At 73.4% G+C, this 22,867-nt stretch carries 17 protein-coding genes and 2 pseudogenes; 5 read left to right on the top strand and 14 right to left on the bottom strand.

Going from position 1 to position 22,867, the window contains the following annotated elements; genetic code table 11:
• Nucleotides 1-48 precede the first annotated feature (48 nt).
• Nucleotides 49-1,356 (top strand): sensor histidine kinase, encoded by a 1,308-nt coding sequence (locus FXF52_RS14215; protein WP_222870514.1) that lies wholly within the window; start codon nucleotides 49-51, stop codon nucleotides 1,354-1,356.
• A complete protein-coding gene (locus tag FXF52_RS14220) occupies nucleotides 1,305-2,009 on the top strand; it encodes a response regulator transcription factor (protein ID WP_148797355.1) in 705 nt (234 codons plus the stop codon). Before FXF52_RS14215 ends, FXF52_RS14220 begins: the two co-directional genes overlap by 52 nt.
• Nucleotides 2,010-2,466: 457 nt before the next feature.
• Here FXF52_RS14220 and FXF52_RS43035 read toward each other — a convergent pair whose 3' ends face one another.
• From FXF52_RS43035 to FXF52_RS14240, 4 genes and pseudogenes are all read right to left on the bottom strand, one after another.
• On the bottom strand, nucleotides 2,467-2,973 hold the full coding sequence (locus FXF52_RS43035) for a molybdopterin dinucleotide binding domain-containing protein (RefSeq protein ID WP_255471949.1): 507 nt from the start codon (nucleotides 2,971-2,973) through the stop codon (nucleotides 2,467-2,469).
• A gap of 319 nt (nucleotides 2,974-3,292) precedes the next feature.
• A pseudogene (locus tag FXF52_RS43040) lies at nucleotides 3,293-4,795 on the bottom strand (molybdopterin-dependent oxidoreductase); the annotation flags it as partial.
• Nucleotides 4,796-4,937: 142 nt separating this feature from the next.
• Nucleotides 4,938-6,115 (bottom strand): annotated as a pseudogene (locus tag FXF52_RS14235) (zinc-dependent alcohol dehydrogenase).
• A complete protein-coding gene (locus FXF52_RS14240; RefSeq protein ID WP_148797356.1) occupies nucleotides 6,112-6,750 on the bottom strand; it encodes a cyclase in 639 nt (212 codons plus the stop codon). Before FXF52_RS14240 ends, FXF52_RS14235 begins: the two are co-directional and overlap by 4 nt.
• A 232-nt stretch (nucleotides 6,751-6,982) precedes the next feature.
• On the opposite strand from FXF52_RS14240, the gene FXF52_RS14245 reads away from it, so the two are divergent.
• Both FXF52_RS14245 and FXF52_RS14250 read left to right on the top strand, forming a co-directional pair.
• Complete coding sequence (locus FXF52_RS14245) at nucleotides 6,983-7,465, top strand: DUF4383 domain-containing protein (protein WP_148797357.1); 483 nt, start codon at nucleotides 6,983-6,985, stop codon at nucleotides 7,463-7,465.
• Nucleotides 7,466-7,579: 114 nt separating this feature from the next.
• Complete coding sequence (locus FXF52_RS14250; protein WP_148797358.1) at nucleotides 7,580-8,239, top strand: DUF6766 family protein; 660 nt, start codon at nucleotides 7,580-7,582, stop codon at nucleotides 8,237-8,239.
• Nucleotides 8,240-8,317: 78 nt separating this feature from the next.
• Here the strand turns inward: FXF52_RS14250 and FXF52_RS14255 are convergent, their stop codons facing one another.
• The 10 genes from FXF52_RS14255 to FXF52_RS14300 form a co-directional block, all read right to left on the bottom strand.
• On the bottom strand, nucleotides 8,318-8,767 hold the full coding sequence (locus FXF52_RS14255; protein ID WP_148797359.1) for a GNAT family N-acetyltransferase: 450 nt from the start codon (nucleotides 8,765-8,767) through the stop codon (nucleotides 8,318-8,320).
• A 77-nt stretch (nucleotides 8,768-8,844) separates the two neighbouring features.
• Nucleotides 8,845-10,305, bottom strand: a complete 1,461-nt coding sequence (gene obgE, locus FXF52_RS14260; protein WP_148797360.1) for a GTPase ObgE — start codon at nucleotides 10,303-10,305, stop codon at nucleotides 8,845-8,847.
• An 89-nt stretch (nucleotides 10,306-10,394) separates the two neighbouring features.
• Nucleotides 10,395-10,649 carry a 50S ribosomal protein L27 gene (rpmA, locus tag FXF52_RS14265; RefSeq protein WP_148797361.1) on the bottom strand — a complete coding sequence of 85 codons (255 nt, stop codon included), beginning with the start codon at nucleotides 10,647-10,649 and terminating at the stop codon, nucleotides 10,395-10,397.
• Between the two features lie 11 nt (nucleotides 10,650-10,660).
• Nucleotides 10,661-10,975 carry a 50S ribosomal protein L21 gene (rplU, locus tag FXF52_RS14270; protein WP_073838296.1) on the bottom strand — a complete coding sequence of 105 codons (315 nt, stop codon included), beginning with the start codon at nucleotides 10,973-10,975 and terminating at the stop codon, nucleotides 10,661-10,663.
• 318 nt (nucleotides 10,976-11,293) lie between these two features.
• Nucleotides 11,294-14,338 carry an Rne/Rng family ribonuclease gene (locus FXF52_RS14275; RefSeq protein ID WP_148797362.1) on the bottom strand — a complete coding sequence of 1,015 codons (3,045 nt, stop codon included), beginning with the start codon at nucleotides 14,336-14,338 and terminating at the stop codon, nucleotides 11,294-11,296.
• A 129-nt stretch (nucleotides 14,339-14,467) separates the two neighbouring features.
• Entirely contained in the window at nucleotides 14,468-15,187 is a 720-nt protein-coding gene (locus FXF52_RS14280; RefSeq protein WP_148797363.1) for a TIGR03936 family radical SAM-associated protein, read from the bottom strand.
• A 272-nt stretch (nucleotides 15,188-15,459) separates the two neighbouring features.
• Entirely contained in the window at nucleotides 15,460-16,863 is a 1,404-nt protein-coding gene (mycP, locus tag FXF52_RS14285; protein WP_148797364.1) for a type VII secretion-associated serine protease mycosin, read from the bottom strand.
• 10 nt (nucleotides 16,864-16,873) lie between these two features.
• Nucleotides 16,874-18,298, bottom strand: a complete 1,425-nt coding sequence (locus tag FXF52_RS14290) for a hypothetical protein (protein ID WP_148797365.1) — start codon at nucleotides 18,296-18,298, stop codon at nucleotides 16,874-16,876.
• Between the two features lie 10 nt (nucleotides 18,299-18,308).
• Nucleotides 18,309-18,761 carry a hypothetical protein gene (locus FXF52_RS14295; protein WP_148797366.1) on the bottom strand — a complete coding sequence of 151 codons (453 nt, stop codon included), beginning with the start codon at nucleotides 18,759-18,761 and terminating at the stop codon, nucleotides 18,309-18,311.
• 184 nt (nucleotides 18,762-18,945) lie between these two features.
• Nucleotides 18,946-20,931, bottom strand: coding sequence for a TIGR03960 family B12-binding radical SAM protein (locus tag FXF52_RS14300; RefSeq protein ID WP_148797367.1), 1,986 nt, complete (start codon nucleotides 20,929-20,931; stop codon nucleotides 18,946-18,948).
• Nucleotides 20,932-21,134: 203 nt separating this feature from the next.
• Here FXF52_RS14300 and FXF52_RS43045 point away from each other — a divergent pair, with 203 nt between their 5' ends.
• A complete protein-coding gene (locus FXF52_RS43045) occupies nucleotides 21,135-22,862 on the top strand; it encodes a hypothetical protein (protein ID WP_148797368.1) in 1,728 nt (575 codons plus the stop codon).
• The last annotated feature ends 5 nt before the right edge of the window (nucleotides 22,863-22,867 follow it).

The raw sequence follows: 22,867 nt of genomic DNA on the forward strand, positions 1-22,867 counted from the left end.
GGCTGGCCGACTTCCGGGCCGGCGTCGACCGACCGTACCGTCACCCGCATGTCTGTTCGGAGCGCCGGAAAGGCGATGTACCGCCGTGACCTGGTGGTGTCGGCCTGGCCGTGGCGGGCGGCGGCGTACCTGCTGAGCGGCCTGCCGGTCGGCGTCGTGGTGCTCGCGGTCCTGGTCACACTCATCGCGTTGGGTATGGTGTCGGCCGTCGCGCTGGTCGGCGTGCCGCTGCTGGTCGCCGCCACGCTGGTCGGGCTCCCCGTGGGGGCGGTGGAGCGCCGCCGGCTTTGGCTGGTCAACGCCGAGCCGATCGCCGACCCGCACCAGGTGCCCGAACGCCCCGGGCTGCGCGCCTGGCTGCGCCAGCGGTACCGCGAGCCGGCCACCTGGCGCGAGCTGGGCTACACCGTCCTGCTGGCCGCCCTGCTCTGGCCGCTCGACCTGCTGGTGGTCGGTTGCGCGCTCGGCGTACCCGGTGCACTGCTCACCGCACCCGCCGCGCAGGCCCTCGGCGGAGACGGCGAGGTGAAGCTGCTCAAGGCCGTACTGCTGACCTCGCCCGCCGCCGCGTGGGCGGCGGTGCCGATCGGCGTGGTTCTGCTGGTGCCCGCGGCGTACCTGGTCACCGGATACGGTGCGGCGCGCGGCGTCCTCGCCCGGGCGCTGCTGGCACCCCGCGACAATGAACTCGTCCGGCGGGTACAGGACCTGACCCGGTCGCGCGCGCGGCTCGTCGACGCGTTCGACGCCGAGCGACGCCGCATCGAGCGTGACCTGCACGACGGCGCGCAGCAGCGGCTGGTGGCCCTCGGTATCACCCTCGGACTGGCCCGGCTGGCCACGCCCGCCGAGGTGCCGGCGCTCGTGCAGCGGGCGCACGACCAGGCGAACCTGGCCCTGGCGGAGTTGCGTGATCTGATCCGGGACATCCATCCGCGGATCCTCGCCGACCGGGGCCTGCCCGCCGCCGTCGCTGAACTGGCCGACCGCTCGCCGATCCCGGTGGACGTGGACGTCGCGCTGCCGGCGCGCGCACCGTCCGCCGTCGAGACGGCCGCCTACTTCGTGGTCTGCGAGGCGTTGGCGAACGCCGCCAAGCACAGCGGCGCGACCCGGATCCAGGTCAGCGGCCGGATGCAGGCGGACCGGCTGGTCGTCGAGGTGGCCGACGACGGCTGTGGCGGTGCCGACGCGGCCCGGGGCAGCGGGCTGACCGGCCTCGCCGACCGGATCGCGGTGGTGGCCGGCAGACTGACGCTGACCAGCCCGCTCGGCGGGCCGACCCTGCTACGCGTGGAGCTGCCATGCCATCGGACCAGCCGATCCGAGTCGTCCTCGCCGAGGACGGTGTCCTGATCCGGGAGGGCATCGCCGGCCTGCTCAGCCGATTCGGGTACGACGTGGTCAGGACCGTGGGGGACGCCGCCGCGCTCACCTCCGCCGTCTCGGCCTACCGGCCGGACCTGGTGCTGACCGACGTACGGATGCCACCCGACTTCACCGACGAAGGGCTGCGCGCGGCGATCGCCCTGCGCACGGCGTACCCGGATCTCGCGGTGCTCGTGCTGAGCCAGTACATCGAACTGACCTATGCCGGGGAGCTGCTGGACATCGGCGGTGACGCCGGGGTCGGCTACCTGCTCAAGGACCGGATCACCGATGTCACCACGTTCGCCGAGGCGGTGCGCCGCGTCGCCGCCGGTGACACGATCGTCGACCCGAAGGTGGTCCAGCAGCTGCTCCGTCGGCGCCGCGATCCGTTGCAGCGGCTCAGCGAGCGGGAGCGTGAGGTGCTGGCGCTCATGGCGGAGGGCCGGTCGAACGCAGCGATCGCGCGGACGCTGGTGGTCAGCGAGGCCGCGGTCGGCAAGCACATCACCAGCATCTTCACCAAGCTCGACCTGCCACCGGCCGAGGAGGACAACCGGCGAGTCCTCGCCGTCCTCGCCTACCTGCGCGGCCAACCACCCGCCGGCCTCGCCTCCGACCGCATCGGGCGGAACAGCTAGTCGGCGACCACCAGCGCCTGCGGGGCGGCCTGCTTCATCCGGGTACGCAGCCACTTGAGCTGCGTCGCGGTCTCCTGCTCGCCGGCCTGCATCACCCCCAGCAGCTCCTCGTCCCGGGCCCCGTACGCGGCCTGCCCCACCACCGTCCAGCTGATGTCGCACTCCGCCGCCATCAGGTAGAGGTCCTGCAGGTCCCGCAGCAGCCCGAGCCCGCCGGTCCGGGTGCCGGAGAAGAGCTGGGAGTGCAGCCGGTCCGGCTCGGCCGGGGCGTCCTCGGCGTACCGGCGGGCGAACGGCGCCAGCTGCTCGGCGTGCCGGCGGCACTGGGCGGCCAGTCGCTGGCAGAGGTGGAAGACGTCCGGCTCGTCGCGGTGGGCCTCGCCGACCTCCAGGTAGGCGTCGCCGAGCCGGGCCTGGGCCTTGTGCAGCAGCCCGAGATAGTGCGCGAGATGCACGGTCACTCCTCCCTCGCGGGTGCCTCGGCGGCCGGTCCGCCGACGGTGGCCGGGACACCCGATCGGTCCACCGGGGCGGGACCGCCGACCGTGGCCGCGGGCGCGGGACGGCCACCCGAGTCCGCCTCCTTCACCACCCGGACCGCCGCCGCCTTGAAGATCGGCTGCTTGGAGACCGGGTCCCAGGCGGTGATCGTCAGCTCGTTCGCCGCCCGGGTGTGCCCGTCGCCGTCCGCGTCCCAGTAGCCGTAGTGGAAGGGGACGAACACCACGCCGGGGCGTACCCCACAGATGCGGGCCCGGGCCCGGACCAGGCCGCGCGGCGACTCGACCCGGACCAGGTCCCCCTCCCCCACGCCGAGCTTCCCGGCGTCGTCCGGATTGAGTTCCACCCAGACCTCGGGCGCCGCGTGCACCAGCTGGGTGGCCCGCCCGGTCTTGGTACGGGTGTGGAAGTGGTAGACGGTGCGGCCGGTGGTGAGCAGCAGCGGGTACGCGTCGCTGGGCACCTCGGGGGACGGCTGGTACGGCGCCGCGTGCAGGAACGCCCGCCCGCGCGGGGTAGAGCCGTTCGGTGCCGTCCGGGTGCTCGTCGTTGCACGGCCACTGGATGCCGCCGGCGCGCAGCCGCTCGTACGTGATCCCGGTGTAGTCGCAGGGTCGGCCGCGCGAGCACTCCTGCCACGCCCGGAAGGCGGATTCGGGGTCGGTCCACCTGATCAGCGGGTTTCCGTCGGCGTCCCGGAAGTCCATCCGGCGCGCGTAGTCGAGGAAGATGTCCAGGTCGGCGCGGGCCTCCCCGGGCGGGTCGACCGCCTTGTCGGAGATGTGCACGGTCCGGTCGACGCTGGTGAAGGTGCCGGTCTTCTCGCCCCAGGTGGCCGCCGGCAGCACCACGTCGGCCAGGTCGGCGGTCTCGGTGCGGAAGAGGTCCTGCACCACCACGAACAGGTCCGGCTTCGCCAGGATCCGGCGGATCCGGGCCAGGTCGGGCAGGGAGACGGCCGGGTTGGTCGCCGAGATCCAGAGCAGCTTGATCGAGCCCTGCTCGGCGTACCGGAAGATCTGCATGGCGTGGGTCGGCGGCGACCAGTGCGGGATGGTGTCGACCTCGACGTTCCAGAGCCGGGCCAGCTCGGCGACGTGCTCGGGGTTCTCCCAGTTGCGCAGGCCGGGCAGGTCGCCGTCGGCGCCGCACTCCCGGTTGTTCTGCGCGGTCGGTTGGCCGTTCATCTGGTAGATCCCGGCGCCGGGTCGGCCGATCATGCCCCGGATGAGATGCAGGTTGTTCACCTGGCAGGACGCCGCGGTGGCCTGGTTGGACTGGTAGAGGCCCTGCAGCACGGTGGAGAGCAGCCGGTCCGAGTGCCCGAGCAGCTCGGCGGCCCGCTCGATGTCGCGCGCCGGCACGTCACAGATCTCGGCGACCTTGGCGATCGGGTAGTCCTCGACGACCTGGCACAGCTCGTCGAAGCCGAGGGTGTGCGCCCGGACGTACCCCTCGTCGTACCAGCCGCGCTGGATCAGCTCGCGGAGCAGGCCGTTGAGCAGGGCGACGTTGGTGCCGTTGCGCAGCGCGAGGTGCACGTCGGCCTCCCGGGCCACCGGGGTGGCGCGGGGGTCGACCGCGAGCATCGCCGGCGGGTTCGGCCCGCGCCGCCGGTCCAGCATCCGCATCCACAGCACCGTCTGGGTTTCCGCGACGTTGTGCCCCCAGAGCGCGATCGCGTCGCAGTGGTCCACGTCGGTGTACGACCCGGGCTGCCCGTCGGTGCCGAACGACGCCTTGAGCGCCGAGGCGGCGGTGGCGGTGCAGAGCCGGGTGTTGCCGTCCATGTGCGGGGTGCCGATCCCGGCCTTTCCGATCACCGAGAGCGTGTAGTACTCCTCCAGGAAGAGCTGCCCGGTCGTGTAGAAGCCGAAGTGTCCCCAGCCGCCGGGCCCGTTCAGCAGTTCCTTCGAGCGGGCCACGATCCGGCCCATCGCGGTGTCCCAGTCGGTCTCCACCAGGCGGTCGCCCTCGCGGACCAGCGGCCGGCGCAGCCGGTCCGGGTCGTGGTTGGCCTGCCAGCCGTACACGTCCTTCGGGTCGACCCGGCCGTGGTTGATCCGGTCCCCGGCCCGGCCACGGACGCCGACGATCCGGTCGTCGACCACCGCGATGTCCATCGCGTCGCCGTTGGAGTGCAGGATGGAGGCGCTCGGCACCCAGCGCTGCACGTCCGCCTCGGTGTGCCCGTCGGCGAGGAACGTGTCCACCCGCACCGGCCAGCGCTCCCCCGGCCCGTACGGGGTGCGCGGCCCCCACGGGTCGGCGATCCGGTCCACCATCGGTCAGCCCTCCTTCGGCAGTGGGGCCGCCCAACGCAACGGGGTCTCTTCGATCTGAGCAGGCATGCCGCCTCCTGTACCCCGCCGCTACCTGATCGAATCGACCGCCGCGCTGCCGTCGTGGTGGAAGCCCGAAAGACGCTCAGGCCGCCTGCGGGTGCAGGACGGTACGCAGGCAGCCGTCCTCCTTCTTCTCGAAGATCTCGTAGCCCCGGGCCCCCTGCTCGAGGGACATCGGATGGGTGGCCAGGTAGCCCGGATCGATCTCGCCGACCGCGATCCGGTCCAGCAGCATCGGGATGTAGCGCTGAGCGTGCATCTGCCCCATCCGCAGCACCAGCGCCTTGTTCATGGCCGCGCCGAGCGGGAACTTGTCGACCAGGCCGACGTACACCCCGATGATGCTCACCGTGCCGCCCTTGCGGCAGGCCATGATCGCCTGTCGGACCGAGGTCGGCCGGTCGGTGGTCACCCGGGTCGCCTGCTTCCCCTTGTCGTACGCGTGGATCGGCCCCACGTCGTGCGACTCCATGCCAACCGCCTCGATGCAGGCGTCCGGCCCCCGCCCGGCGGTCAGCTCGCGCAGCGCCTCCAGCACGTCGGTCTCCGCGTAGTTGATCGTCTCGACGCCCCACCGGCGCGCCGCGGCGGAGAGCCGATCCGGCAGCCGGTCGATGACGATCACCCGCTCGGCGCCGAGGATCTGCGCGGACCGGGCGGCCATCTGGCCCACCCCGCCGGCGCCCCAGACCGCGACCACCTCGCCGCCCTTCAGGCCGCAGAAGTCGGCCCCCATCCAGCCGGTCGGCATGGCGTCGGAGGCGAACACCACCGAGTCGTCCGGCACCCCTCGGGGACGGTGAACGCCCCGACATCGCCGAACGGCACCCGGATGTACTCGGCATGGCTGCCCGAGTAGCCGCCGGCCGCGTGCGAGTAGCCGAGGATGCCGGCCGGCGCGTGGCCCCACAGCTTCTCGCTGAAGACCGGCTGCGGATTGGAGTTGTCACAGAGCGAGTACTGCTCGGTACGGCAGTACCAGCAGGCGCCACAGGCCACCACCGAGCCGACCACGACCCGGTCACCGATCTTGATCCGGCGTACGTCCGGGCCGGTCTCCACCACTTCGCCCATGAACTCGTGGCCGAGGATGTCGCCCTCCCGCATCGCCGGCAGGTAGCCGTTGATCAGGTGCAGGTCCGAGCCGCAGACGCTGCTCGCCCGGACCTTGACGATGATGTCGCCGGCCGCGCGGATCGTCGGTTCCGGCACGTCACGTACGGCCAGCTTGCGGACGCCCTCCCAGCACAGCGCCTTCACGGCCGGCCCCCCACCGTCAGCCGCTCCCGGATCCGGTCCGTCGCCTGCTCCTGCTTCGGGCTGCGTCCCGACGGGTCGTGCCGGGTGTCCAGCACCTGGCCGGTCTCGATCAGCGACTTGATCCGGCGTAGCGCGCTGCGCAGGGCCAGGTCGGGATCGTGCCGGCTGGCCAGGCCGAGCAGCTGGCGTACCCGGCCGGACCGCCAGCGCAGCTCGGCGCGGATCTCGGTGCCCCGGCCCTGCGGCGCCGGGACCAACTCGACCCGGCCCCGCTCGGCGACCGGACCCTCCGTCACCCGCCAGCTCAGCCGGCCCGGGCCGTCGACGGTGAGCTCGGCGCGCCACTCGGTGCCGCCGCCCGCCGGGTCACTGGCCACGCAGCGCCACCGGTTGTCGTCGAGCCGCTCCAGGGTCGCCCACTCGGCCAGCCCGCGGTCCAGCCGTTCCTGACCCGTCCAGAAGCCGATCACCGCGTCCCTCGGCCGGTTCACGGTGATCCCTCGGTGGACGACGTACCAGCCCCCCTCCCGGTCGGGTTGGTGCCGGCGCCGCCGCCGGGCCACCATCCGGCCGACCCCGAGCGCGGTCACCGTGGCGGCCCCGCCGAGCACCCACCTCATCCCACTGCTGGTCATCACGCCTCCTCCACCCGGGCGCCTGGGCACGTCCGCGCCCCGCAGCGCTACCCCCGAGAAGACGTCGAAACGGCACAGGCGCACCTCCGCGCACGCGACGGCTCGCGGCTTCCACCGCCGTTGCCCGGTCCATGCCTGATTCGTCATTTCTCTGCGGAGCCGCCCCGCCCCGATCTCACAATGGAGGGTCTGCCCCGCCCGGGCGGCGGTTGGAGCAACGGAGGTGACAGCGATGGCACGTGACGTGCGCGAACGGGCCCCGGCCGGGCACCGGCCCGCGATCCAGCAGGTCGCCCTCCTGGTGGCCGCCGTCTTCGTGCTGATCGGCGTGCTCGGCTTCATCCCCGGCGTCACCTGGCACTCCGGCGACCTGGCCTTCGCCGGCCACCACTCCCGGGCGAAGCTGTTCAACCTGTTCCAGGTGTCGATCCTGCACAACCTGATCCATCTGGTCTTCGGCCTGGTCGGGCTGGTGCTGGCCCGCAGGGTCGGCGGGGCGCGGCTGTTCCTCGCCGGTGGCGGCGCGGTCTACCTGGTGATCTGGCTGTACGGCTTCGGCGTCGACCGGGAGAGCGACGCGAACTTCGTGCCGTTCAACGACGCCGACAACTGGCTGCACCTCTTCCTCGGCTTCGGCATGCTGCTCCTGGGGCTGCTGCTGTCCCCCCGCGCGGGCACCGGCGGCCGGCTGGACACCCCGTTCGACCGGCCCTGACCTGCGCTGTCACCCGATCGGGACGGCGCGACACACCGCGGGCGGGGTTTGCGCGATCATCGCCCGGGGCAGGAGGACCGCCACCCAGAGTGATCCGGGACGAGGAGGTCCGCCATGCCGCGGTGGTTGCGGGAGAACGCGCTCACGGTCGCCATGCTCAGCGCGTTTCTGATCTTCCTGCTGTTGCAGAGCGTGTTCGGCTGGCAGACCCACAACGAGGAGCTGGCCCAGTACGGCGCTGCCCCGCTGAGTTGGTGGGCGTACCTGGGCAGCGGGCACTTCGCCGAGGCGGTCTTCGAGAACTGGGAGTCGGAGTTCCTCCAGATGGGCGGGTACGTGCTGCTCACCGCGTACCTGGTGCAGAAGGGGTCGGCCGAGTCGAAGCCGGAGGACCAGGGCGACCGCCCCGAGGACGACGCGCGCCGGGCCACGCCCGACTCGCCCTGGCCGGTGCGGGTCGGCGGCCTCCCGCTGGTGATCTACCGCAACAGCCTGTCTCTGGCCCTGCTGCTGATCTTCGCCGGCTCGTTCTTCGGCCACCTGCTCGGCGGCGTGGTCGAGTACAACGAGGAGCAGGCGTTGCAGAGCGGGGCCGCCCCGATCAGCGCCTGGCAGTTCCTCGGCACCAGCGACTTCTGGTTCCAGTCCATGCAGAACTGGCAGAGCGAGTTCCTCGCCGTGGGCGTGCTGATCCTGCTGAGCATCGTGCTGCGCCAGCACGCCAGCCCCGAGTCGAAGCCGGTCACCGCCGCGCACGCCGAGACCGGCGCCTGAGCGCGGCCGGCGCCCCGCCGCCGTCTGGGCCGGCCGCCGCCGTCTGGGCCGGGCGCCGCCGTCCGGGCCGGGCCGCCGTCAGACGGCCACCGGCAGGCGCTTGGCGAAGCAGACGCGGTACGGGTGGTGGCCGTGCTCCCCGTACACCGGGATGGGCTGGTAGCCGCAGGACCGGTAGAGGCCGATGGCGGCCGGGAGGTACGTGCCGGTCTTCAGGCACAGCGTGGTGTGCCCCTGCCGGAAGGCCAACTCCTCTAGGGCGGCCAGGAGCTGCCGGGCGATGCCCCGCCCCCGGTACGCGGGCCGCACGTACATCCGCTTCAGCTCGCCGGTCCCGGCGTCCAGGGCCTGGATCCCACCGCAGGCGATCGCCCGCCCGCCGTCGACCACGACCAGGTAGCACCCGTCGTCGCGGGTGGCGGTCGCCTGGCCGTCCAGGCCGCCGTCGGCCTCGCGCAGCTCGCGCTGCTGCGCGGTGACCAGGGCGGCGAGCTCGGGGTCCGTGGCGGGGCGGGATTCGATCAGCACCCCCGCACGGTAGGTCGGCCGGTTTTCGCGGAGGTTTCCGGCCAACGACCCGATCACGGACGGAAAGGGACCACTCGTTACGCCCAGTCCTCGTCGTCGTCCGCGTCCTGCGCCGCCGCCTCGATCTCGTCGGCGGGCCGCTGCCGCCGCGCCTTACGGGCGGCCAGCCGCTCGGCGGCCGACACGCGGGTCGGCTTCTCCTCCAGCCGGATGTCGGCACCACGGACGCTCGGGGTGAAGTCCACCCCGGCGTAGAGGGTGGGCTGCCAGTCGAACTCCCGCTCGCCGATGCGGACCAGGTCGCCGGCCTGGGCGCCGGCCTTGGCCAGCTTCTCCTCGACGCCCAGCCGGGCCAGCCGGTCGGCCAGGTAGCCCACCGCCTCGTCGTTGTCGAAGTTGGTCTGCTTGACCCAGCGCTCCGGCCGGTTGCCCCGGACGGTGAACGAGCCGTCCTCCTCCGCCTCGATGGTGAAGCCGGCGTCGTCGACCGCCTTCGGGCGGATCACGATCCGGGTGGGCTCGGCCGGCGGCGCCGCGCTGCGGGCCTGCTCGACCAGCTCGGCCATCGCGTACGTGAGCTCCTTGAGCCCCTCCCGGGTGGCGCTGGAGATCTCGAACACCCGGAAACCGCGTGCCTCCAGGTCGGGCCGGACGATCTCGGCGAGGTCCCGCCCGTCCGGCACGTCGACCTTGTTGAGCGCGACGAGTCGGGGCCGGTCGGCGAGCCCGCCGTACTCGGTCAGCTCGGCCTCGATGGTGTCGATGTCCGCGAGGGGGTCCCGGCCGGGCTCCAGCGTCGCGGTGTCGACCACGTGCACCAGCACGGCGCAGCGCTCGACGTGGCGGAGGAACTCCAGACCCAACCCCTTGCCGGTGGCCGCCCCGGGGATCAGGCCCGGCACGTCGGCGACGGTGAAGGTGTGGTTGTCCACCCGAACCACGCCCAGGTTGGGCACCAGGGTGGTGAACGGGTAGTCGGCGATCTTCGGCTTGGCGGCGGAGATCACCGAGATAAGCGAGGACTTGCCGGCGGACGGGAAGCCGACCAGGCCGACGTCGGCGACGCTCTTCAGCTCCAGCACCACGTCCAGCCGGTCGCCGGGCTCACCCAGCTCGGCGAAACCGGGGGCCTTGCGCCGGGCGTTGGCCAGCGAGGCGTTGCCCCGGCCACCCCGGCCGCCCCGGGCCGCCTCGAAGGTGGTCCCCACGCCGACCAGGTCGGCCAGCACCTCGCCGTCCGGGGTCTGCACCACGGTGCCGTTCGGCACCTTGATCACCAGGTCCCGGCCGTTGGCGCCGTCCCGGTTCGAGCCGGCCCCGCCCTTGCCGTTCTCGGCCTTCTGGTGCGGCCGGAAGTGGAAGTCGAGCAGCGTGGTCACCTGCGGGTCGACGACCAGCGACACGCTGCCGCCGTGCCCGCCGTTGCCGCCGTCCGGGCCACCGAAGGGCTTGAACTTCTCCCGGTGGATCGAGACACAGCCGTGCCCGCCGTCGCCGGCCTGCAGATGCAGGACGACCCGGTCAACGAACGTCGTCACGACGCCAATCCTTCCAGCGGGGCCCACCCCGCACCTGAAAAAGCGAAGCGGGCCGGGACCCGAGGTCCACGGCCCGCAACGCCTGCGAACTACTGCTGCGGCACGATGCTGACGGTCTTGCGACCGCGCTTGATGCCGAACTGGACCGCACCGGCGGCCAGCGCGAACAGCGTGTCGTCGCCACCGCGGCCGACCAGGTCACCGGGGTGGAACTTGGTGCCCCGCTGGCGGATGATGATCTCGCCGGCGTTGACGACCTGACCACCGAAGCGCTTCACGCCGAGCCGCTGGGCCGCGGAGTCGCGACCGTTACGCGAGCTGGACGCACCCTTTTTGTGAGCCATTGGAGGACGACCTACTTCCCGCTGGAGATGCCGGTCACCTTGACCTGGGTCAGCGGCTGGCGGTGACCCTGGCGCTTGTGGTAGCCGGTCTTGTTCTTGAACTTGTGGATCCGGATCTTCGGGCCCTTGGTGTGCGCGGCGATCTCGCCGGACACCGCGACCTTGGCAAGCTGCGCCGCGTCGGTCACCAGGTCGTCACCGTCGACGAGGAGCACCGCGGTGAGCTTCACCGCGTCGCCGGGGACACCGGCGAGCTTCTCGACCTCGATCACGTCGCCCTCGGCGACCTTGTACTGCTTGCCGCCGGTCTTGACGATCGCGTACATCGGAGGCGGACTCCCTGTCGTTGAGGCTGCTGGCGGTCGTTCCCACGGCGACTCGCCGGGTAGCTGTGACACCGGCGGCGCGGGCACGCGGGAACTCGGCACACCAAAGTGCGCCGCAGGCAAGCGTACGCCATACCAGGCCCGCCACCCAAACCGGGCCACCGGTCAACCCGCGGAACTGCGCGTCGCCGGTGCCGGTGGGGGTCACTTCCCGCCCGAGGCGCGCCGTCTCGACGGGGCCGACGGACACGACGGGGCCCCTCCCCCGGACTCTGTCGCCGGAGAAGGGGCCCGTCAAACGCCACGTTGGTCAGCGCCTCACGGCCGGGTACGCCGCCGCGCACCGCCCCGCCGGGAGCGCCGCCGGCCGAGGCCGGTCTCGGGGCTCTCCTCCTCGCCCTCGCCGAGCGCGTCCGGGTCGTCCGGCGCGGCCAGCCGGGCCGAATCGCCCTCCTGGCTGTCCGCCACGGCCGGGGCGGCCGGCGTCTCGGTCTCGTACCGGGACAGGTCGTAGCCCATCGTGTCGTGGTAGTCGGCGTCCGCCTGGGCGTCGGTCACCTCGGCGACGGTCTTCTCCGGTGCGGCCTTGCGGCCCCGGCGCCGGGACGGCCCGCCCTTCTCCTCGGTGGCCGGGGTGGTGACGGCCGAGGCGACCGCCTTGACCTTCTCCCCCGCGCCGCCGCGCGGCTTCTCCGGCACCGGCTCGGTGTGGATGATCACGCCGCGGCCCTTGCAGCACTCGCAGGTCTCGCTGAACGCCTCCAGCAGGCCGGCGCCGATCCGCTTGCGGGTCATCTGCACCAGACCCAGCGAGGTGATCTCGGTGACCTGGTGCTTGGTCCGGTCCCGGCCCAGGCACTCGGTGAGCCGGCGCAGCACCAGCTCCCGGTTCGACTCCAGGACCATGTCGATGAAGTCGATGACCACGATGCCGCCGAGGTCACGCAGCCGCAGCTGACGCACGATCTCCTCGGCCGCCTCCAGGTTGTTGCGGGTGACCGTCTCCTCCAGGTTGCCCCCAGAGCCGGTGTACTTGCCGGTGTTGACGTCGATGACGGTCATCGCCTCGGTCCGGTCGATCACCAGCGACCCGCCGGAGGGGAGGAAGACCTTGCGGTCCAGCCCCTTGAGGATCTGCTCGTCGATCCGGTACTCGGCGAAGACGTCGGTGGTGCCGGCGTGCCGGCGCAGCCGGGCGACCAGGTCCGGCGAGACGTGCGACAGGTACGACTCGACCATGTCGTACGACTGCTCACCCTCGATGACCAGCTCGCGGAAGTCCTCGTTGAACAGGTCCCGGACCACCCGGATGACCAGGTCCGGCTCCTCGTAGAGCAGCACCGGGGCACCGCCCTCGGCCGCCTTGGCCTGGATGTCCTCCCACTGCGCCTGGAGCCGCTTGACGTCGCGGGCCAGTTCGTCCTCGCTGGCGCCCTCGGCGGCGGTCCGCACAATCACCCCGGCGCCGTCCGGCACCAGCTTCTTGAGGATGTCCCGCAGCCGCTTGCGCTCGGTGTCCGGCAGCTTCCGGCTGATGCCCGAGGCGTTGCCGTTGGGCACATACACCAGGTGCCGGCCGGAGAGCGCGATGTGGCTGGTCAGCCGGGCGCCCTTGTGCCCGATCGGGTCCTTGGTGACCTGCACCAGCACCGAGTCGCCGGACTTGAGCGCCTGCTCGATCGAGCGGGCCCGGCCCTCCAGGCCGGTGGTGTCCCAGTTGACCTCGCCGGCGTACAGCACGGCGTTGCGGCCCCGCCCGATGTCGACGAAGGCCGCCTCCATGCTGGGCAGGACGTTCTGCACCTTGCCCAGGTAGACGTTTCCGGCCATGGTGCCGGAGGAGTTGCGGGTGACGTAGTGCTCGACCAGCACGCCGTCCTCGAGGACGGCGATCTGGGTCCGGTCGCCGCGCTGGCGCACCGCCATCACCCGGTCGACCGCCTCCCGGCGGGCCAGGAACTCCGACTCGCTGAGGATCGGCGGCCGGGTACGCCGCTGCTCCCGGCCGTCCCGGCGGCGCTGCCGCTTGGCCTCCAGCCGGGTCGAGCCGGAGACGCCCTGCACCTCGTCGACGGGCCGGCGCGGCTCGCGGATCTTGACGACCGTGGGGACGCCGTCCTCGGCGGCGACCTCGACGTCACCCGCGCCCCGGCGGCGCCGGCGGCGCCGGCGCCGGGTCATCCCGTCGCCCTCGGCCTCCTCCTCCTCGGCTTCGTCCGCCTCGGCCTCGGCGCTCTCGGCGTGGACCGCCTCCTCGGCCTCGTCCTCCTCGAGGTCCTCCACGCCGCCCTTGCCCCGGCCCCGGCCGCGGCGGCCTCGACGGCGGCGGCGACGGCCGGCGGCCGTCTCCTCCTCGTCCTCCTCCGCCTCGGCGGGTTCCTCGGCCTCGGCGGTCGGCTCCTCCTCGGCCTCCGCCTCGACCTCGACCGGCTCCGCCTCGCGGCGGCCCCGCCGGCGACGCCGGCCGGTCTCCACCGGCTCCTCGGCCGGCTCCTCGACGGCCGGCGCGGGCGGCCGGACGACCGGTGCCTCCTCGGGCTGCGGCGCCATGAACAGGACGGTCGGCGCGGACAGCGCGGCCCGGCGGCGACGGGTGGTCGGTGCCGGCTCCTCGACGGGTTCCTCGGCAGGCCCCGGTACGGCGGCGCCCGGCGCGATCTCGCCGGTCCGGTCCTCCGGGCCGCCGGCGCGGGCCAGGGTCGCCTCGGTGGCCGGCGGCACCTCGGCCACGCCCTCGACGGTCGGGGTGGGCGCGCCGGCCCGCTCCCGGGTCGTGGTCTCCTCTTCGGTCTCCTCCGCGATCTCCTCCTCGGCCGGCGTGGCGGCGGCGGAGGGCTCGGCCTGCTCGCCACCCTCCTCCGCCTGCGGCTCGGCCGCGGCCTCGGGCTCCGCGGCGGCGGCCTCGGCGGCGGCTGCTGCCTCGGCGGGCGCCTCGGTGGCCGACTCCTCGATCGTCTCGGCGGGCGGCGGGGTGGCCTTCCGCCGGCGGCTACGGGTCACCTTGACCGGCGGGACGACCTCGTCGGAGGTCCCCTCCACGCCGGTGGCGACCGTCGGCTCCTCGACCGCCTTCGCGCTGGTCGCCTTGCGGCGCCGCCGGGTGGTCTTGGGCGCGGTGTCCTGTTCCCCGGCGACCGGGGCGAAGACCTCGGCCTGCGGGGCCTCCCCGCTGGTGGTGCCGGCACTGGTGGGCGCCTCGGCGGGCGCGTCGGTCTGCTCCGGCTGGTTGAGCGGGGCGGCCTTGCGCCGGCTGGTCCGCTTGCGCGCCGGCTTGGCCTCGGGAGTGCTGTCGGTGCTGTTGGCGGTTGCCTCGGCCGGTTCCGAACCGGTCCGTTCGCCGCCCTCGGGCTCGTTCTCGAGCATGGACGTTCTCCAGTTCTGGCTGCCCCGGGCGCGGGTGAGCGCTGCCACGCAGGGTCGCCGCAAAAGGTGTTTCCGCCGGGCGCAGGTGCGCGACCGCCGAAGTCTGCCTGCCAGAGCGCTGACCGTCGGTCAGCGCTCTCCGATGGCTGCCCCGTCGCGATCCGCATCCAACGGATCGACGATCTCGCCCTGCGCGGTCAGCGTGCCCTGTGCCAGCCGGATCACCCTCGGCGAGACCGGCGGCTCCAGGTCGGCCACCACGCGGAGGCCGGAAAGGACGTCATCGGGCCGTACGGACGGGGTGACCTGCCGTACGACCACTTCGAGTATCGCACACGGTACGGCCATCGCCCCGGAAGGCGTCTCGGACGGGGGCAGCACATCGATGCTGATGACGGCCGCCCGCGCGTCGAAGGTCCGCCGGCCCTGCTTGGTCATCCGCTCGACCTGGATCTCCCCGGCGGCGGTGAAGGCCGCCACCGCCCGCTCCAACCCGGCCGGGTCGACCTCGGGCAGCTCGATCCGCCAGTGCGACGCCTCGATCCGGTCGGGCAGGCTGCCGCCGGCGGCCTCCACGGCGTCGAGCACGTCGAGCCCGGGCGAGAGCGCGGCGTCCAGGGCGATCCGCAGCTGCTCCGGGTCGACCGGCTCGCGCAGGCCGATCTCCAGGTACTCGGCCTCGCTGGCGACGCCGGTCGGCGCGGCGGAGGCGTAGGAGATCTTCGGGTGCGGGGTGAAGCCCTGGGAGAAGGCGATCGGTACGCCGGCCCGGCGCAGCGCCCGCTCGAAGGCCCGGGCGAAGTCCCGGTGCGAGGTGAACCGCAGCGGCCCGCGCTTGGCATACCGGATCCGGACCCGCTGGACGACCGGCGCCTGGCCGCCCTCGGGTTGAGGCTTTCTGGCGATCGTGAACTCCTCGGGTGCTGCCTGCGTGTCCGTCCCATCCTGGCGCAGTGCCGGAGACGGTACACAGCCGGGGCGGCCGGAGGAGTCCGGAAAGCCGGTCCGAACCGGTCAGGCGACCCCTTACCGCCCAGGCCGGAGACGCCGGTGGCCGGCCGGTGACGCGCAGGTCACCCGGCCGGCCACGACGACGAGGACCGGCGCGCCGACGGCGGCGATCAGGACCGGTTGCCGCCCCCGGGCGGCGGGTACGTCCCCGGCGGTCCCGGTGGCGGGACGTGGCCGGGGGGCGGGGCGTAGCCACCCGGGGCGGGCGTGCCACCCGGCGCCGGGTAGCCCGGAGCGGGCGGCGCGCCCGGCGGGTGGTAGCCGGCCGGAACGGGCGGGGCGTATCCGCCGCCGGGCGGGACCCCGTCGAGCAGGTCATCCGGGACGGCGGCGGCGCGGGCCGCGTCGCGCCGGTACCGGCGACGGTTCCAGATCAGGAAGATCGCCAGCGCCAGCAGGACCACCAGCACCACGGCGATGCCGATGCCGATCACCATCACCTGCTGGTCGGTGGGGCCGCCCCGGTCGCCGTACTTGGTCACGTCGAAGTTGTCGTCCTCGGCCGCCTGACCAGGCGGCTGGCTGGCCGCGGCGGCCGGCTCGAGCAGCGGGTTCGCGGAGACGGCCGGCACGTCCGCGGTCAGCGCGGCAACCGCGTCGATGCGGCCGAAGCCGTACTGCGGGTCGCGGCCGGGCGGGCCGGCGTCCCGGGCGGTCCTGATGATCCGGTTGATCACGTTCGGCGCGTCCAGGTCCGGGTACTTCGACCGGATCAGCGCCGCGAGGCCGGAAACGATCGCGCTGGCGTCGGAGGTGCCGTCACCCCAGCCGTAGCCGTGCTCGGGGCCGATGTTGTAGATGCTGTCGCCGGGGGCCGAGACGACCGCCTCCGGTCCCTGCACCGATCCCGACCAGAAGCCCCCGCCCCGGGTGGTGCCGGTCACCGCGATCACCCCCCGGATTTTGGCGGGGGTGGACACGTCGACGTCGCCGCGGGCGGTGTTGCCCGCCGCGGCGACCACCACCACGTCCTTCTCCAGGGCGTACTTGACCGCGCTCTCCTCCTCCGCGCTGGCCCCGCCCTGGGCGCCGTAGGACAGGTTGATCACCTTGGCGCCGCCGTCGACCGCCATCCGGATGCCCTGGGCCGACGCGGCTTCGGTGTACGCCTCCTTGGCCCGCTTCGTCTTGATCGGCAGGATCTTCGCGTCCGGCGCGATGCCGATCACCCCGTCGCGGCTGGCGTTCGTCGCCGCGATGATGCCGGCCATGTGGGTGCCGTGGCCGGCCGCGTCGGAGCGCCCGTCGCCGGAGGCGCCGTAGCTGCGCCCACCCGGAAGCACCCGGCCCGCGATGTCCGGGTGGGTTGCGTCGACGCCGGAGTCCACCAGACCGACGATCACGCCGCGCCCGGTGGAGACCTTGTGCACCTGGTCGATCCGCAGTTCGTCCAGATACCACTGCTCGGCCCGGCGCGGCACGGCGGACGCCGGTTGGGCGGCCGCCGCCACCAGCAGCAGCCCGGCCAGCAGGCCGGCCGTGACCGGGCGGAGTGCGCCGACGTTCAACCTCATCCGTCCGTCCTCATCGCAGGATGCCCGGGGACGCCGCGTCACCGGTGCCCCACGGATCGTCGTCCTCAGTCAACCACGACGAGTGCTCCGTGGCCCCGCTGCCGTGCCCGCCGGCGCCGTGGCCGCCCATCATGCCGCCGCCCATCATCCCGGCGCCGCCGCGCAGTCCGCCCGCGCCACCGGCGCCGGCCGCGTTGCGCAGCGCGCTGGCCGCGCTGGTCATCGGCGGCACCTTGCCGTTGCCGCCACCGACCATGCCGGGGATGCCGCCCATCATCCCGCCGGCCGCGCCGACGCCGCCGCCGCCGATCCCGCCGGCCGAGCCCAGGCCGGGTCCTCCCCCGCTGAAGCCGCTGCCACCGCCGAGCCCCGGGTTGCCCAGGCCGCTCGGGCCGTTGTACCCGCTGCCGAGGTTCGGGCCGCCGGCCCCGGCCAGGCCGCTGCCGTAGTCGGGGGCGCCGGAGCCCGGGTAGCCGGAACCGGTCGACGGCGTCAGGGAGCCGGCGCCCCCGCTGCCGTGGCCGCCGCCGAAACCGCCACCGGTGGGCGGCGTCGCGATGGACGGGTGGCCGCCGCCGTAGGAACCGCCACCGCCACCGATGCCCGTGCTGCCGAGGGAGGGACCACCGCCGCCGAAGCCGCCGCCTCCGCCACCGCCACCGCCCGGGTACCCGGACGGCGGCTTGCGGTCATCCGGGCGGTAGCCGTCGAGGTCACCACCTTTGGGGCTGGGTACCACCAGCCGGGGCCGCTCGGTCTCCACCGCCGTGGGCAGCGGCGACATCGCGGTGTTGGCCGCCTTCTGGTTGTCGTTGTACCAGTTGTCCAGGTGGGACTTGGTGTCCCACCAGCCGCCCCGCTTGTGGTCGTTGGCCTGGCCGTCGATCTTCATCGTCGCTTCCAGGTCGTCGGCCTTGTCGCGGAACGCGCCGTCGGCGTACGAGCCGGGGTTGCTCTGGTAGTCCTTGCGCAGCGCGGCGAGGAAACCGGACGCGCTCTCGCCGTCGCGGGCGTCGTCGAGCTCGGTGCCGTTGGGCAGGCTCCACTCGTTCCAGCCGAAGTCGTCCATCAGCGGGATCGGGATGCTGGCGACCGCCTTGCGGATGTCGCCCTCGATCCGGGACAGCGCCCCGCTGACGTTACTCGCGTGGGTGATCAGTTCCTCGATGTCCTTGCCGATGTCACCGAGGTGCTCCCGATAGGCGTCGCCGCCGCTGCCCTTCCAACCGGCCAGCATGCCGGGCAGACCGCCGGTGTGCGGGCGCTCCTGGCCGGCCGCGATCGGGCCGACGAACGACCGCCCGACCAGCGAGTCCCGCAGGTAACCCAGCGCGGTGGAGAGGTTGTTCCACCCCACGCTCACCGAGCCGACCGTCTCCGGGTCCGCCGACAGCGTCACCTCGCGGACGCACTGCTCCCAGGTTCCTCCTGCCATGACCGTCCCCTCAGGCCGTGTACGGGTAGGTGGGCGTGCCGGTGGGCGTGCCGCCGGGCGCGGGCGGCTTGGCGGCGGACTCCAGCATCCGCTCGATCTCCTTGCCGTTGGCCGCGTTGCGCGCCTCGGCGTCCCGGAACGCCTTGGCGATGTCCTCGGTGCCCTTCTTGAGCCCGGCGAGCTTGCTGGAGATCGCCTTGAGCTGGGCCTCCATGTTGGCCGTCGAGGTGGTCAGCCGCTGCCACTGCATGCGGGCGTCCTCGTAGGCGCCGAAGGGGGTGCCGTTCGGGACGGTCTGGGCGTTGTTGCTGTCGCCCTTCATCCGCTCCTTGATGCGCTCCATCTCGTAGCCGATGGTGTCGTCGACGTACTGCTTCAAGCGCTCGACGTATTCCGCCGCGGCGTCCAGGTCCTCGACACTGACGTGGAGGTCGCCGGTGTCCGGCGGCCTGATGTCACCCATGCTGCTGTCCTCCCCGTTGCCGACCCGCCGATCGGTCCATGTCGGACGCAGCGTATCGAGTCACCGCCAATCCAGGCACCCCCACCCCGCGTCACCGCGCCGCCCATGAGACGACCGGCCCCCAAAATACAGCGGAGCGCCGGGCCCCTCGCGGGGTCCCGGCGCTCCGGACGCGGCGGCGGCGCTACTGCGCGGCGCCGGTGGGCAGCTTCAGGCCGTTGACCGGGGTCAGTGGCAGCAGCTTCTTCCCGGTCGGGCCGATCTGGATCTCGGTGTCCATGGCCGGGCAAACCCCGCAGTCGAAGCACGGGGTCCACCGGCAGTCGTCCTGCTCGTACTCGGACAGCGCGTCCTGCCAGTCCTGCCAGAGCCAGTCCTTGTCCAGGCCCGAGTCCAGGTGGTCCCAGGGCAGGACCTCCAGCTCGTCGCGCTCCCGGGTGGTGTACCAGTCGAGGTCCACCCCGAAGGCCGGCAGCACCTCGGCGGCGGCGTCCACCCAGCGCTGGTACGAGAAGTGCTCGCTCCAGCCGTCGAACCGGCCGCCGTTCTCCCAGACCCTGCGGATCACCGCGCCGACCCGGCGGTCACCCCGGGACAGCAGGCCCTCGATCAGCGACGGCTCGCCGTCGTGGTAGCGGAAGCCGATCGCCCGACCCAGCGAGCGGTCCGCGTTGATCGCCTGCTTGAGCAGCTTGAGCCGGGCGTCGATGACCTCCGGCCGCTCCATGGCCGCCCACTGGAACGGGGTGTGCGGCTTCGGCACGAACCCGCCGATGGAGACCGTGCAGCGGATGTCCTTGGACCCGGTCGCCGCCCGGCCGGCCTTGATCACCTCGTGGGCCATCCGGGCGATCTGCAGCACGTCGTCGTCGGTCTCCGTGGGCAGGCCGCACATGAAGTAGAGCTTCACCTGCCGCCAGCCGTTCGTGTACGCGGTGACCACGGTGCGGATGAGGTCCTCCTCCGACACCATCTTGTTGATCACCTTGCGGATCCGCTCCGACCCGCCCTCGGGGGCGAAGGTCAGACCGGTACGCCGGCCGTTGCGGGACAACTCCTGCGCCAGGTCGATGTTGAACGCGTCCACCCGGGTCGACGGCAGCGACAGCGAGACGTTGGTGCCCTCGTACTGCTGGGCCAGGCCGGAGCACATGTCACCGATCTCGGAGTGGTCGGCCGACGACAGCGACAGCAGGCCCACCTCGTGGAAGCCGGAGAACTCCAGCCCCTGCTGCACCATCTGGCCGACCGTGGTGATCGAGCGCTCCCGCACCGGGCGGGTGATCATGCCGGCCTGGCAGAACCGGCAGCCCCGGGTGCAGCCGCGGAAGATCTCCACCGCGTACCGCTCGTGGACCGTCTCGGCGAGCGGGACCAGCGGCTTCTTCGGGTACGGCCAGGCGTCCAGGTCCATGGTCGTGCGCTTGTGCACCCGGAACGGCACGTCGGGGCGGTTCGGCACGACCCGCTGAATCCGGCCGTCCGGCAGGTAGTCCACGTCGTAGAAGCGCGGCACGTAGACGCTCTCGGTGCGGGCCAGCCGCAGCAGCAGCTCGTCCCGCCCGCCCGGGCAGCCCTCGGCCTTCCACTCCCGGACGATCCCGGTGATCTCGAGTACCGCCTCCTCGCCGTCTCCGAGCACCGCGGCGTCGACGAAGTCGGCGATCGGCTCCGGGTTGAACGCGGCGTGCCCGCCGGCCACGATCACCGGGTCGGCGTCGGTGCGGTCGGCGGCGAGCAGCGGGATGCCGGCCAGGTCGATCGCGGTGAGCAGGTTGGTGTAGCCCAGTTCCGTGGAGAAGGAGACGCCGAACACGTCGAAGTCGCGCACCGAGCGGTGCGCGTCGACGGTGAACTGCGGCACGCCGTGGGCGCGCATCAGCTTCTCCAGGTCCGGCCAGACCGCGTAGGTCCGCTCGGCGAGCACGTCGGGCAGCTCGTTGAGCACCTCGTAGAGGATCTGCACGCCCTGGTTGGGCAGGCCCACCTCGTACGCGTCCGGATACATCAGCGCCCAGCGGACGGTCGCCGCGTCCCAGTCCTTGACCACCGCACCCAGCTCGCCACCGACGTACTGGATGGGCTTGGTCACCTGGGGCAGCAGCGGCTCCAGCCGGGGCCACACGGAATTGGCCGCGACGGGATGCGGCGTCGTGGACGGGGCACTCATGATGCCCAAGGGTACGCGGTGTCCCACCCGCCACCACGCCGCACCGCAGCAGGCCACCGGCCAACCCTTCTGGATCTTGGGCAGGTTCCGTCCGCGGCGCACGGCAAATCTCCAAGATCGGCATGGTGACGGGCCGACGAGCGGATTCGTCGGCGGTGGCACGCCGGTACTAACCTCGCAACGGCGCGAGAGGAGATGCCGCGATGCCGGAGCCGCAGCCGGGCACGGACCGGCCGGCCGACGGGGGCACCCAGGCCACGGCCCGGGATCCGGGCACCGACGAGCCGAGCCGCGCCCCCGTACCGCCGGCCACCCCGGCCACCGGCCCGGACGCGGCGACGACGCCGGCCGCGGACGACAGCACCCCCGACGAGGAGCCGACCGGGACCGCCCCGGCCACCGACAGCGCGGACCCGGACGGCGCGGAGGCCGCCGGCAGCGGTTCGCCGAGCACGCCGCACGAGGCGGCCGGTGCCGCACCCGCCGGGCCCACCCTGACCGATCCGGTCGACGACGAAACGCCGGGCACGGAGATCCCCACGCCCGGCGACCACCAGACCGCCGACACCGAGACCGTCCCGCCCCAGCCGGTCGACCGGCAGACCGCCGGCACGGAGACGGCCGTGCCGGAGCCCGCCGAGGAGCGCACCGAGGCGGCGCCGGACAAGGAAGGGGCATCCGCCGAGCCGCCGGTCACCCCGGCACGCGGCTCGGCCGCCGTCCCCATCCGCCCGGCCGGTTCCGCCACCGTCCCGGACCGCGCGGCCGGCTCGGCTGCGGTCCCGGGCCGCCTCGACCCCGCAGCGGAGACGGATCGTCCCGAGCCGACGCGGAAGGCGGAGCAGCCGGATCCGACCCGGGTGGCGGGCCGACCGGACCCGACCCGGGTGGAGTCGCGCGTCGAGCCGCCCGCGCCCCGGTGGAGCGGGTCCGCGCCGGTGCCGCCCCCACCGCCGCGCAAGCGGTCCTGGGGCGAGTCCGCCGAGCCCACCCCGCTGCCGCCGGTGGACTCCCCCGAGCACCTGGTCCCGGTCGATCCCTGGGAGGGCGTGGACACCACCGGCTGGGACCTGCACTCGGCCGACTTCCCCGCGCTGCCGCCGACGCCGCCCTACCCGACCCCGGCCGCCCACCCGCACGCACCGGTCGCCCACCCGCCGGTCGCCCACCCGCACGCCGCACACCCACCGGTCGTGCACCCGCCGGCCGCGCTGCCCCCGCCCGTCGCCGTCCGCCCGGTGCCGTCGCCCGCGCCGGTGTCGCCACCCCGGCCCGCGCCGCCGCGGCCGCCGAAGCAGCGCCGCCGCCCGGCGCCCCCGCCGGTCGCGCCGCCGCCCGGGTTCCAGCCCCCCAAGGGGTACGTGGCCGTCCCGGTCCGCCGCCGACGCCGCTGGCCCTGGGTGCTGCTGCTCACCGTCGCCTGCTGCTGCGGCGTGCCCATCTGGTGGGCCCAGCCGCTCTCCGCCCAGTACCCGGCGAGCGCGACCCTGCCGGACCGGATGGCCGACCTGCGGCTGCGGCAGGACCAGCGCAGCCAGGCCACCGCCGAGGAACTGAAGACCGAGGTACGCCAGGCGCACCTGCTCGCCGAGGACACCTTCGCCGGGATCTACACTACGAACGACGGCAAGCGGGTGACCCTCTTCGGCGGCACCGGGTTCCGGCTGAGTCCCGAGGCGGACGCCGACGCCGAGATCGACCGCCTCCGGGAGCGGTACGCGCTCGGCGACGCCGAAGCGGTGGAGACCGGTGTCCGGGGCCGGTACGAGCGCTGCGCGGTCGGCCGGGCGGACGGCGACGCGGTGGTGGTGTGCACCTCGGTCGACCACGGCAGCCTGACCACCGGCGTCTTCACCCGGCTCTCACTGACGGACAGCGGCCGTCTGCTGAACGACCTGCGCCAGCAGGTGGTGACCCCGAAGCGGTCCTGAGCGCC

This window comes from Micromonospora sp. MP36 (assembly GCF_008119785.1).
In the GTDB taxonomy this organism is placed as follows: domain Bacteria; phylum Actinomycetota; class Actinomycetes; order Mycobacteriales; family Micromonosporaceae; genus Micromonospora.